This window comes from Bilifractor porci, from assembly GCF_009696005.1.
Lineage (GTDB): Bacteria > Bacillota > Clostridia > Lachnospirales > Lachnospiraceae > Bilifractor > Bilifractor porci.
Map to the genome: position 1 here is coordinate 138,399 of NZ_VUMV01000004.1, position 12,281 is coordinate 150,679.

10 protein-coding genes are annotated in these 12,281 nt (G+C 52.0%); all 10 read right to left on the reverse strand.

What is annotated here, in order from left to right; genetic code table 11:
• Positions 1–60: 60 nt before the first annotated feature.
• Entirely contained in the window at positions 61–810 is a 750-nt protein-coding gene (locus tag FYJ60_RS07175) for an energy-coupling factor transporter transmembrane component T family protein (protein ID WP_154457986.1), read from the reverse strand.
• On the reverse strand, positions 810–2,543 hold the full coding sequence (locus FYJ60_RS07180) for an ABC transporter ATP-binding protein (protein WP_205839012.1): 1,734 nt from the start codon (positions 2,541–2,543) through the stop codon (positions 810–812). Before FYJ60_RS07180 ends, FYJ60_RS07175 begins: the two co-directional genes overlap by 1 nt.
• Positions 2,509–3,222 carry an ECF transporter S component gene (locus tag FYJ60_RS07185; RefSeq protein WP_235903359.1) on the reverse strand — a complete coding sequence of 238 codons (714 nt, stop codon included), beginning with the start codon at positions 3,220–3,222 and terminating at the stop codon, positions 2,509–2,511. Before FYJ60_RS07185 ends, FYJ60_RS07180 begins: the two co-directional genes overlap by 35 nt.
• A 244-nt stretch (positions 3,223–3,466) precedes the next feature.
• Entirely contained in the window at positions 3,467–4,099 is a 633-nt protein-coding gene (locus FYJ60_RS07190; protein WP_154457988.1) for a YkoF family thiamine/hydroxymethylpyrimidine-binding protein, read from the reverse strand.
• Between the two features lie 569 nt (positions 4,100–4,668).
• Positions 4,669–7,305, reverse strand: coding sequence for a pyruvate, phosphate dikinase (gene ppdK / locus FYJ60_RS07195; RefSeq protein ID WP_154457989.1), 2,637 nt, complete (start codon positions 7,303–7,305; stop codon positions 4,669–4,671).
• A 214-nt stretch (positions 7,306–7,519) separates the two neighbouring features.
• Positions 7,520–8,272, reverse strand: coding sequence for a triose-phosphate isomerase (gene tpiA, locus FYJ60_RS07200; protein ID WP_154457990.1), 753 nt, complete (start codon positions 8,270–8,272; stop codon positions 7,520–7,522).
• Between the two features lie 132 nt (positions 8,273–8,404).
• The gene (locus tag FYJ60_RS07205; protein ID WP_154457991.1) at positions 8,405–9,619 is read right to left on the reverse strand and encodes a phosphoglycerate kinase; all 1,215 of its coding nucleotides are present in this window, start codon (positions 9,617–9,619) and stop codon (positions 8,405–8,407) included.
• 100 nt (positions 9,620–9,719) lie between these two features.
• Complete coding sequence (gene gap, locus FYJ60_RS07210) at positions 9,720–10,739, reverse strand: type I glyceraldehyde-3-phosphate dehydrogenase (RefSeq protein ID WP_154457992.1); 1,020 nt, start codon at positions 10,737–10,739, stop codon at positions 9,720–9,722.
• Positions 10,740–10,882: 143 nt separating this feature from the next.
• On the reverse strand, positions 10,883–11,680 hold the full coding sequence (locus FYJ60_RS07215) for a histidinol-phosphatase HisJ family protein (RefSeq protein WP_154457993.1): 798 nt from the start codon (positions 11,678–11,680) through the stop codon (positions 10,883–10,885).
• Positions 11,681–11,735: 55 nt separating this feature from the next.
• Complete coding sequence (locus FYJ60_RS07220) at positions 11,736–12,200, reverse strand: RrF2 family transcriptional regulator (protein WP_154457994.1); 465 nt, start codon at positions 12,198–12,200, stop codon at positions 11,736–11,738.
• Positions 12,201–12,281 lie beyond the last annotated feature (81 nt).

Here is a 12,281-nt window from a genome sequence, read left to right on the forward strand (position 1 = left end):
AGGCAGACCCTTTTTATAGGTGTATCATGGTTTTAACCGTCCGCACCTTTCCCGGAACCATCAGAAGGGGAAAAGCACCATCCCGGCGGCGACGCCCCCAATTAGAATCACCGCGCGCAGGAGGTCTCCTCTGCCGGACTGAATTTCACGATAAGCGGTTCGTCCTCCATCCCCGTCGAAGCCCTTTGATTCCATGGCCATGGCCAGATTTTCCGACCAATGGATACAGTTGACCATAGAGGCGAATAGGGGTTTCAGCGAAAAAACAGGCAGACGGATCCCCCTGACCCTGTACGCCAGTTTTGCGGCACTGTACTCCCGTTTGATATCGGGCATCAGATGAAAGGCTGCCAGAATCCCATAGGCGAATTTGGGTTTTACATGACCCTGCTGCATCAGGCTGAGGATAAATTCTTCCCCGTCCGTGGTAAACGCAAACAGAAGGCCGAGGCCGGCAAAGCCAAGTACCCTGCTGGCAAGCTGCAGGGCATTGTATAACGAGCCGGCGGCGGCAGTCATCGCAGAGAAATTATAGCTGCTGAAGGTGGTTCCGGCAGCCTTTGCTGCTTCTTCTGTACCGGTCCCGGAGGCCGGATGCAGGAATCCGGTCATAAATAAAGAAACTGCGGCAATAGACACCGGTATCATGATCCAGGCAAGCTGTTTCCTGCTTTTTTGAGGAAAGGACAGGATCAGTGCCATGCATACGGCAAACAAGAGGAGATTCAGGAGGACAGAATAACTGAAAGACAGGAGAACTCCGGCAATTAAGATTGCCAGCGCCTTATAGAATGGATTCCATCTGTTCATTATTCCTGATCCTCCGTGCTTTTTTCTTTTTGTTCCCCTGCCCTGCAGCCGGAAAGTTCCGAATCCGCGCCAGGAGTCCCCGGCGCATTTTCTATCGTAGAGGCGAACGCCGACAGACGCACGGAGGCGCTAGCGCAATCTCCCGCGCTGCTGTCTGTTTCCACGCTCACCAGTCTGCCGTTTTCGATCCTCAGGATATGATCTGCCCATTCCCGTACCACGCTGATGTCATGGCTGGAGAAGATAACAGTAAGGCCTTCTTCTTTTACCTTCTTCCGAAGCAGCCCCATGATTTCCTGTGTCATGGCGTAGTCCTGCCCATAGGTCGGCTCGTCAAGCAGCAGAATCTTCTGGTCCCCGGCCAGCACGGCCAGTACGGCCAGCCTCCTCTGCTGTCCCTGACTGAGCATATACGGGGAATACTTCACATACTTCTCCAGATGGAATTCTGCCAGCAGGCGTCTGGCTTCTCTTTCCAATGCTTCGTTCTGCCGAGAGGATTCCGGACTGTTTTTCCACTTATCCGATTTTGTTTCCTTCCGGATTCTTTCTTCCGACTTCCGATTGTTTTCTCCGGCTCTCTTCTGCTGTTCCTGCAGCCCCGCCTTGATCTCATCCAGAACATTATTTGTCACAAACTGGTTGGATGGATTCTGAAAGACAATGCCCATCTGTGAGAATAGTTCCTTTTCCTTTACTGTTTTCAGTTCCCTGCCGCGCAGGAGGATAGAGCCCTCGTATGCCTGCTGCCGGAGCAGGGTGCGGAAAAGTGTTGTTTTTCCGCTTCCCGATGCGCCCAGCAGCGCTGTCATTCTTCCGCCGTAGATCTCGCAGGCCGCATCTCTGATCAGATCTTGCTGTCCTTCTCTCTTCCGGAGAAGCGCCGGTTTATTTCCGGCAAAAATATTCGTGTGATTTAAGCGGATTACCGCCTGCCCCGGTTTCTGCGCATCCTTCGGCTTTCTATCCGAAAACGGCCACTTCAGGCCTTCCTGTTCAAACAGGGCATGATAGTCCTTCAGATTGTCTGCGGTAATTCCTTCATGCATTCTGCCCCCGCTCTCCATGATCACAACCTGGTCCAGACAGCTCAGCCAGGGTTCCAGGTCATGTTCTACCGCAAGGATGGTCGTTCCGTATTTCTCATTCCATCCCTTCAGGATGGCAAGAATCCGGCCTGTCCACTCCGGGTCGATATTTGCAAAGGGTTCATCCAGGATCAGAATGCGGCTTCCCAGAAGGAGTATGCATGCCAGCTGTGCCTTCTGCTTTTCTCCCCCGGACAGGGTATGGAGTTCACGATCCAGATACTCTGTCATATGAAGTTTTTCGGCTGCCGAGAAAATCCGCCCGTCCATTTCTTCTCTGGGGCAGGATATATTCTCCAGACAGAAAGCCATCTCCCTGCGCAGAGTATCCATGCAGAACTGCAGGTCCGGGTTCTGGAACATCATGGTCATCTGACGTGCCCTCTGCGGAAAAGACAGCTCACGAAGTTCTCTGCCCATCAGGCGGATCTGGCCTTCTTCCAGAACTCCGCCGTTTTCCGGATACAGGCCGGCAAGCACTGCCGCCAGCGTACTTTTTCCGCATCCGCTTCTTCCCGTCAGGATCGTAATTTTTCCGGCTTCCAGATGAAAATTCACATGATCCAGGATATTCCTCTTATTCTGGGGGAAATACCGGAAGGATACATGATCAGCGGTCAGCGCGTCCAATTTCCACTTCCTCATCCATATCCTGTCTGTTTGTCTGTCCCAGCGCGTAGGCATTCAGTACGCCTGCTTTTGCCAGTCCGTCCGCCAGAAGCTTTGTGATAAAGCCGGAAAAGATCAGCGCGCTGATCCAGCGGATCACAATCATGGTAATGATTATATTTGGAGCCAGCAGATAATACTGGGAACGCACGGTATTCCAGGCATAGCCGATCAGCGCCGCAAAGGTAGCGCCCAGGAGCAGGCTCTTCAGATCATATTTTTTGTACCGGAAAACCATAAAGCCAAGTTCAATGCTGAATCCCTGGACAAGCCCGCTCAGAATTACCATGGGACCAAACCAGTTTCCCATCAGCACTTCCAGCACGGACGCAATCAATTCCGCAACAATGCCCACTCCGGGTTTCTGAATAACATAGACGGCAAAAGCCGCCGCCATATACCATACGCCGAAGATGGGCTCATAGCCGATTGCTCCCCAGCCGCTTGGGGTGAGCGCTGTAGTCAGAAAAAGTCCCAGATAATCCATGCCCAGATATACAAAGGAAAAAAGGACTCCCACAATGGCGACCATCAGGATATCCTTCAGCTTCCATCCCTCTTTCTTCTTCACATCTGCATTTCCATTCTTAACCGGCGTTTCCACCTCATCCGCCGCCGCGCTTCCGGCAGCAGCCATTTTTTCGTTTTTCTCCATTTTCTCCCTCTCCAATCTCTGTTTTCTGTCTTTAATCCCTACCGTGTCAAAAGTCCGGCACCACGCATGTCTGCATGCAGGTGGTAAAGGAGACATTTACATGTCCTAAATGAGGCGCTTTTGTGGTGCGTAAGCGTTACGAAAATGCCGGATAGAGCCGCGTGGTGGGACTGCAAAGCTCCGAAACCACGCGTTATTATAAATGGGTGGTGACAGACGCCTATGACACCCATCGATAAGGCAATTACAGTGCCTGCTCCTCCGACAGATTTACCGCAAATGTAATCTCCATAATATAATGGCTGACAGCGTCCTCGCAGTATGCGGATGCTTCCTCCAGGAATGAGAAAATATCCTGTACATCTCCCTTCAGGACCGTTACGTAGTGCGCGGTCCTGTCGTAGATTCCCAGATCAATGGAACGATTTACCACATCCGCAATGTATCTCATATAATCCGGAATCCCCATCGGGTAGAGGGCGAATTTTACCACCGTCGGAAAGTGTATGTCGGCAATAAAGGATTCGTTTACCAGATTGTCATCCAGCGCCATGTAGGAATCCGCCAGCGTATCGCCCGGGCAGCCCTTTGACACCGTCGCCTCCATTGTCATATGGACGCCTTCTGTGTAAGCGTTGATAAAACAGGCCTTCAGCGCGTCCCACACATGTATTCTTCTGCCCCGATAAATGGTTGACAGTTCATCCGTATCCGACCAGACCTTGGAAGTATCCGTTTTCTTAACAGCTCCCAGAATAATGTCAATAAACCGGTCACTCATAGGCGCAAGGCTGAAACGGCATCCTGTCAGTGTGTGATCGGCAGAGATTGAGCAGGTCAGCTTTTCCCCGTAATCCACATGTTTCTTACTATTCATCCTAAACCTCTTCTTTTCGCAGCTCTTTTGCATCGCCAGGTACTATATAAGTCCTCCGCGCTGCTCCGCTGCTTTCAGCAGTTCTCGCATCGCTAACAGGTATTCGCATTTCCGTGCCGCTTACACGTCACTCCATGCTCATACCTGTTGTCGTCGCTAATGTTCTTGCCCATTGGTGAGCAAGCTCCCCATGGGGCAAGAACATTGCGACTGGACTTATACAGTAAAAATCCTCCTGGGTTACAGGAGGATTTTCGCACACAAAATACAGTTACTTCCCTTCGCTGGAATTATCCAGATCAGGTATTAAGGGTCAGCAGTTTCCTTCTTCTGTCTCTCTTCTTCCGGAAACCGGCGCCGCAGTCAGATGCGGTTCCTTCCGTTTTCCGGGACAGAGAATAGATACAGACAGGCATCAGAAACTGCACTCTCAGCAGCAGCTCCCCCAGCAGGTATAAAAATATTCAGTTATTGCTCACCAGCAAGCTTCCTTCCGGACACCGTGTTCTCAGTCCGGCGGATTTTTTCCGGATCCGAACCGCAAAAATACAGCGACCCGTTGGACAAATTTATTTCCTACTTTGTTTGATAGCAGCCTGAGCCGCGGCAAGGCGTGCGATCGGCACACGATACGGCGAGCAGGATACATAGTCAAGCCCGATGCTGTTGCAGAACTCTACCGAGGACGGATCTCCGCCGTGCTCTCCGCAGATTCCGATGGAGATGTCCGGACGTGTCTCATGTCCCAGCTTAACAGCCAGCTTCATCAGCTTGCCGACTCCATCCTGATCCAGCTTTGCAAACGGATCGTTCTCAAGAATCTTCTTATCGTAGTAAGCATCCAGGAATTTTCCTGCGTCGTCACGGGAGAATCCGAATGTCATCTGGGTCAGATCGTTGGTTCCGAAGCAGAAGAACTCTGCCTCCTTCGCGATCTCATCTGCTGTGATGGCAGCTCTCGGAATCTCGATCATGGTTCCGACCTTATACTTCATATCGGAACCGGCAGCTTTCAGCTCTGCGTCCGCGGTCTCCACGATGATGTTCTTAACGAATGCCATCTCTTTGTCGATTCCAACCAGCGGAACCTCCAGCTCCGGAACAATGGTCCAGTCCGGATGCTTCTTCTGTACGTTCAGAGCCGCACGGATGACAGCCTTGGTCTGCATAACTGCGATTTCCGGATAGGTAATCGGCAGACGGCATCCACGATGACCCATCATCGGGTTTGCTTCCTTCAGGCCGGCGATAATTCCCTTAACCTGTTCTACTGTCTTGCCCTTTGCCTTGGCAAGCTTCTCGATATCTTCCTCATCCTTCGGAACGAACTCATGAAGCGGCGGATCCAGGAAACGGATGGTTACCGGATCTCCTTCCATTGCCTCGAACAGCTGCTCGAAGTCTCCCTGCTGCAGCGGAAGGATCTTATCCAGAGCTGCCTCTCTCTCTTCCTTGGTATCGGAAACGATCATCTCGCGGAAAGCGTCAATTCTGTTTCCGGAGAAGAACATATGCTCGGTACGGCAAAGGCCGATTCCCTGTGCGCCAAGCTCTCTTGCTTTCTTTGCGTCTGTCGGTGTATCCGCGTTGGTGCGGACCTGCATGGTGCGGATCTCATCTGCCCACTCCATGATGGCAGCGAAATCGTCATCCTCTACAGCACCTTCCTGAACCGGAAGAGCTCCGTCATAGATGTTTCCGGTAGACCCGTCGAAGGAAATGACATCTCCCTCTTTGTAGGTCTTTCCGCCAAGAGTAAAGGATTTCTCATCCTCTGCAAATACGATGTCGGAGCAGCCTGCTACGCAGCATGCGCCCATTCCACGGGCAACAACAGCCGCGTGGCTGGTCATACCGCCGCGGGCGGTCAGGATACCCTGGGCAGCCTTCATTCCCTCAATATCTTCCGGAGAGGTCTCACGGCGGACAAGCACTACCTTCTCGCCGTTCTGCGCCTGCTTCTTTGCCTCTTCTGCCGTAAATACAATTTTTCCGCATGCGGCGCCCGGAGCAGCCGGAAGTCCCTTGCCGACCTGGGTTGCCTTCTTAACAGTATCCTTGGAGAAGGATCCGTGAAGCAGTGTATCCAGGTTTCTGGGCTCTACGGAGAGAACAGCCTGCTTCTTGTCGATCATTCCCTCATTTACCATGTCGTGAGCGATCTTCAGAGCTGCCTTTGCAGTTCTCTTGCCATTACGGCACTGCAGCATATAGAGTTTTCCATCCTCGATGGTGAACTCCATGTCCTGCATATCTCTGTAGTGATCTTCCAGCTTGTTGGCGATGTCGATCAGCTCATCGTAGATCTCCGGAAGAGTCTTCTTGATCTCCTCGATCTTCATAGGTGTGCGGACACCGGAAACGACGTCCTCGCCCTGTGCGTTCATCAGAACCTCTGCGTAGAACTTGTTCTCTCCGGTTGCAGGATCACGGGTAAACGCAACACCGGATCCGGATGTCGGTCCCATATTACCGAATGCCATCATCTGTACGTTAACGGCAGTTCCCCAGGAATACGGGATATCATTGTCGCGGCGATAAACGTTTGCGCGCGGATTATCCCAGCTGCGGAATACAGCCTTTACAGCCTCGATCAGCTGTACCTTCGGATCGTCCGGGAAGTCCTTTCCGATCGCGTCTTTATATTTTGCCTTGAACTGGTTTGCCAGATCCTTCAGATCCTCCGCATCCAGATCTACGTCGTTCTGAACGCCTTTTTCTGCTTTCTTTGCGTCAATCAGCTTCTCAAATTCGCTCTTGGAAACTTCCATAACGACATCGGAGAACATCTGGATGAATCTTCTGTAGCAGTCCCATGCCCAGCGCGGATTGTTGGATTTTGCCGCCAGAGTTTCCACTACCTCTTCGTTCAGTCCGAGGTTCAGAATGGTATCCATCATGCCAGGCATAGAAGCACGTGCGCCGGAACGGACAGAAACCAGAAGCGGATTCTCCTTGGAAGCAAATTTCTTGCCGGTGATCTCTTCCATTTTGCCGATGTACTCTGCAATCTGGCCTCTGATCTCATCGTTGATCTGCCTTCCATCCTCATAGTACTGTGTGCAGGCCTCAGTGGTAATGGTGAAGCCCTGCGGAACGGGAAGACCCAGGTTGGTCATCTCCGCAAGGTTTGCGCCCTTGCCGCCGAGCAGCTCGCGCATATCCTTGTTGCCCTCTGTGAACAGATAGACCCATTTTCTAGCCATTCTACAAATTCCTCCTAAACTGTTGTGTAATAAATAATAGGTATTACGTGATAAATATTAAGTATGCATGCAGAATTATTTTAACATGAAAAGCAGGAACGTCAAGGCACAAAGCGAAAGACATTCCTGTTTTTCATTTATTTTCCTCCGGAGACCGGTGAGATGCATAGTCCCGGTTTTCCGGAGTTCTGTGCAACCCGGACGTGAGACCGGCTTACTTGTTGTAATTAACAATCTGGCCGAAATCGGCTTTCAGGGAAGCGCCGCCGATCAGTCCGCCGTCGATATCCGGCTTAGCCAGAAGCTCTTTGCAGTTTCCCGCGTTCATGGAACCGCCGTACTGGATGCGGATTTTCTCTGCGGTATCGGTATCATAGATCTCTGCGATGGTATCGCGGATGCCCTTGCAGACCTCCTCGGCCTGATCAGCAGTCGCGGTTTTTCCGGTGCCGATCGCCCAGATCGGCTCGTAGGCAATCACCATGGTCTTTGCCTGCTCCGCGGTAACTCCCTGCAGATCGGACTTAATCTGAAGGCGGATCCAGTCCATGGTCACACCGGTCTCCCGCTGCTCCAGAGACTCGCCGCAGCAGAGAATCGGGGTAAGGCCCTTCTCAAAGGCTTTTTTCACTTTTCTGTTCAGGAAAGCGTCATCCTCACTGTAATATCCGCGTCTCTCGGAGTGTCCGATGATAACATATTTCACTCCGGCGTCCACCAGCATGTCTCCAGAGATTTCTCCCGTGTACGCGCCCTTGTCCTGATCGGAAATGTTCTCCGCGCCTACCGCTACGTTTGTTCCCTTTACCGCTTCTACAACGGTGGTAATATCAACAGCGGGAACGCAGTACACAACATCCACATCCGGATTGTTTACGAGCGGCTTCAGAAGCTCCACCAGCTCCTTTGCCTCGCTCGGTGTCTTGTTCATTTTCCAGTTGCCGGCAATAATTTTACGTCTTGCCATGATATGGCCTCCTTCTATAACCCACTTGCCCGGAACAGGCGGGTGCCTGTTCCACGCTTACAGTCTTTCGTTTTTCCTACGTGTATAGAACTTTGCAGTAAACTAAGTTTTATGTAAACTGCCGGACGGAACTCAGTCCTTGTCGTTCGCCGCCGCAACTCCCGGAAGCTCCTTGCCCTCCAGGAATTCCAGGGAAGCTCCGCCGCCGGTGGAGATATGGCTCATCTTGTCACCGTAGCCGAGCTGGTTAACCGCAGCCGCGGAATCTCCGCCGCCGATAATTGTGGTCGCATCGGTCTCCGCAAGAGCGGCTGCCACAGCCTTGGTTCCTGCAGCGAGAGTCGGGTTCTCGAATACGCCCATCGGTCCGTTCCAGACAACGGTCTTTGCGGTCTTGACAGCGTCCGCGTACAGGGCAATGGTCTTGGGTCCGATATCCGCACCTTCCTGATCCGCCGGAATCTTATCCGCATCCACAACAACAGTCTTGACCGGGGCGTCAATCGGGTCCGGGAACTCCGGAATGCAGACGGTATCAACCGGAAGAAGCAGCTTCTTGCCCAGCTTCTCCGCTTTTTCAATCATTTCCCTGCAGTAATCAACCTTGCTCTCATCCAGAAGGGATTTTCCGACTTCGTAGCCCTTTGCCTTCAGGAAGGTATAGGCCATGCCGCCTCCGATAATCAGCGTATCGCATTTCTCCAGGAGGTTGTTGATAACATTCAGCTTATCGGCAACCTTTGCCCCGCCGAGAATGGCGACAAACGGGCGAACCGGATTCTCTACGGCATTTCCGAGGAAGTTGATCTCCTTCTGCATCAGATATCCGACGACGCAGGTCTTGATGTATTTGGTTACGCCGACGTTGGAGCAGTGCGCGCGGTGGGCGGTTCCGAACGCGTCATTGACAAAGACATCTGCCAGGGATGCCAGATCCTTGGAGAAAGCGTCTTCGTTCTTTGTCTCTTCTTTGCGGAAACGTGTGTTCTCCAGAAGGATAATATCTCCATCCTTCATCTGGTCCACTGCCGCGCGGACATTGTCATCCACAACAACGGGACTGGGTACGAACTTCACTTCCTGTCCGAGAAGCTCGGAGAGACGGACTGCCACCGGCGCAAGCGTCTTTGTCTTTTTATCCTCTTCGGTTTTCACCTTTCCCAGATGGGAGCAGAGAATAATCTTACCGCCGTCGGCAACCAGCTTTTTAATGGTAGGAAGAGCGGCTACCAGACGGTTCTCGTCGGTAATCTTTCCATCCTTGAGCGGAACGTTGAAATCACAGCGGACCAGCACACGCTGTCCCTTTACATTAATGTCATCTACAGATTTTTTGTTTAATCCCATGACTTTCACTCCTTTACTGCCTGTAATACCAATTTTTTCATAACCGAAACGAGGGCCCGGTCCCACGGGCCGGACCCTCGCAAGGTCTTCGATCGAAAAATTACTTATTCAGGAATTTTGCGAAGTATTTGATCGTCCTGCACATATTGGAGGTGAAGGAGTTCTCGTTGTCATACCAGGAAACTACCTGAACCTCTGTCTTGTCCTCGCCGCAGGGCAGAACCATGGTCTGTGTCGCGTCGAACAGAGAACCATAGGTCATTCCGACGATATCCTTGGATACGATCTGATCCTCGTTATATCCGAAGGACTCTGTCTGGGAAGCTTTCATTTTCGCGTTGATCTCGTCTACGGTAACCTTGCCGTTAACAACAGCGGTAAGGATGGTGGTGGAACCTGTCGGAACCGGAACACGCTGTGCGGAACCGATCAGCTTGCCGTTCAGCTCCGGAACAACAAGACCGATTGCCTTTGCGGCGCCGGTGCTGTTGGGAACAATGTTCTCTGCGGCTGCGCGGCTGCGGCGGAAATTACCCTTTCTCTGCGGTCCGTCCAGAATCATCTGGTCGCCGGTGTAAGCGTGAATGGTAACCATGATACCGGACTCGATCGGGCACAGCTCGTTCAGAGCCTTTGCCATAGGAGCCAGGCAGTTGGTTGTACAGGAAGCCGCGGAGATGATGTCATCCTCTGCAGTCAGTGTCTCATGGTTTGTATTGTAAACGATGGTCGGCAGATCGTTTCCGGCAGGAGCGGAAATAACAACCTTCTTAGCGCCGGCGTCAATATGAGCCTGTGCCTTAGCCTTTGATGTGTAGAATCCGGTGCACTCCAGAACTACGTCGATGTCCAGCTTCTTCCAGGGAAGATTATGAGCATCTGCCTCTTTGTAGATCTCGATCTCCTGTCCGTCTACAGTGATAGAGTGATCGGAGAAGCTAACGGTATCTGCCTTCGCGTATTTGCCCTGAGAAGAATCATATTTCAGGAGGTACGCAAGCATCTCCGGGCTTGTCAGATCGTTGATCGCAACAATCTCAAATCCCTCTGCTTTGAACATCTGACGGAAAGCCAGACGTCCGATACGGCCAAAACCATTAATCGCAACTCTTACTGCCATAATTAAATTTCCTCCTACACATAATTAAATCATTATTGTGTCTAAACTTTAACAACTCCGTTCATATAATACCGAACCGGAAGGCAAAATGCAAGTCCTTTGCTCAGATGGGGCGGCAAAAAAGTTCCGGACCGCCCATCCGGTTAAAGATGCACCATGACAGGCTTTTTCTGCCGGTATTCTGTGACGTAGTGAATGCCGAGATCCAGAAGGAGCTCACGGACCTGATCCATACCGTATCCCACATCCTCGGGCCGGTGGGCATCTGACCCAACGGTAATCAGATCGCCGCCGAGATTGTGGTACCGGCGGATAATATCCGGATGCGGATTAGGGAATCCGAGCCCGCTGCGCAGCCCCGCCGTGTTGACCTCCAGCGCAATCTGGCGGTTGATGATTTCCATCAGGATGGAATCGATCAGATCCTCGTATTTTTCATAGGAATAGTGTTCCGCCTTGGAATACCCGTAACGAACCACATAATCCAGATGTCCCAGCGCCTGATATCCCCGCGGTTTTCTGACATTTTCCAGCACCAGCTCAAAATACCGCCGGTAAAGCTGCTCATCTGTCAGATCGATTTCCTTCCTGTCGTACGGATCCCTGCCGTCCACCAGATGGACGGACCCGATGGCAAAATCAAAGGGATAGCTGCTGATATAGCGGTAAACCCTCTCCCCGATGCTCAGCTCCGGCTGCAGGCCCATTTCCACGCCAAGGCAGATCTCTATCCTGTCCGCGTACTTTGTCCGGAGATTCTCCAGCATTTTCAGATATTCCTCTGTGTCCAGGCGGAATTCTCCACCCGGATAATCCATGTCGTAGTGATCCGTAATACAGATTCTGCTCATGCCAAGCGAGACCGCTTTCCGGATTACGGCATCCGGATCTGCCTCGCTGTCGGATGAAAACCTGGTGTGAACGTGCCAGTCATTCAGCATACCGATCCACCTCTGTTCTTTCTGAATTCTTTCTGAAATTCTCTATGCAGCTGCTTCAGCAGGTTCTCTTTTCTGCGGGCTCCTGCCTGTCCTGCTGCTTTTCCAGCAGGGCGCGGCTCTCTTCCGCCAGCTCGGAAATCATGATGCCGTCCACTGCCTGCGAAATGGCATCGTTGATCCTTTTCCACACAAATTTTGTCACGCAGGCATCCGCTCCGTCACAGGGATTTCCCTCGATAGCGGGACATTCCACGGCATCCAGGTTCCCCTCCAGCGACCGGAGTACGCTGCCGACGGAGATTTCCTCCGCAGGCTTTGCCAGACGATACCCGCCGCCGGCGCCTCTGACGCTGTCCACCAGACCGTCCTGTTTCAGCTTCCGGATGAGCTGTTCCAGATAGCTTTCCGAAATATTCTGTCTCTGCGCAATGCTCTGCGCGGAGACAGCGCCGTCCGTTTCATGAACCGCCAGGTCAATTAACGCGCGAAGCCCATATCTTCCACGAGTGCTAAGTTTCATTTTTCCTCACCTCAACAGACAAACCGGGGCAGAACCGCCGTTTAATCCTACTATTTTACTGCACTTAATGCAGGTTCAGTC

Excerpts from the sequence above, each read along its gene's own strand:
- FYJ60_RS07220 (WP_154457994.1), bottom strand. The coding sequence starts at position 12,200 with ATGAAACTTAGCACTCGTGGAAGATATGGGCTTCGCGCGTTAATTGAC.
- FYJ60_RS07215 (WP_154457993.1), bottom strand. The coding sequence starts at position 11,680 with ATGCTGAATGACTGGCACGTTCACACCAGGTTTTCATCCGACAGCGAG.
- tpiA (WP_154457990.1), bottom strand. The coding sequence starts at position 8,272 with ATGGCAAGACGTAAAATTATTGCCGGCAACTGGAAAATGAACAAGACA.
- FYJ60_RS07190 (WP_154457988.1), bottom strand. The coding sequence starts at position 4,099 with ATGAATAGTAAGAAACATGTGGATTACGGGGAAAAGCTGACCTGCTCA.
- FYJ60_RS07205 (WP_154457991.1), bottom strand. The coding sequence starts at position 9,619 with ATGGGATTAAACAAAAAATCTGTAGATGACATTAATGTAAAGGGACAG.
- FYJ60_RS07180 (WP_205839012.1), bottom strand. The coding sequence starts at position 2,543 with ATGAGGAAGTGGAAATTGGACGCGCTGACCGCTGATCATGTATCCTTC.
- FYJ60_RS07175 (WP_154457986.1), bottom strand. The coding sequence starts at position 810 with ATGAACAGATGGAATCCATTCTATAAGGCGCTGGCAATCTTAATTGCC.
- ppdK (WP_154457989.1), bottom strand. The coding sequence starts at position 7,305 with ATGGCTAGAAAATGGGTCTATCTGTTCACAGAGGGCAACAAGGATATG.
- FYJ60_RS07185 (WP_235903359.1), bottom strand. The coding sequence starts at position 3,222 with ATGGAGAAAAACGAAAAAATGGCTGCTGCCGGAAGCGCGGCGGCGGAT.
- gap (WP_154457992.1), bottom strand. The coding sequence starts at position 10,739 with ATGGCAGTAAGAGTTGCGATTAATGGTTTTGGCCGTATCGGACGTCTG.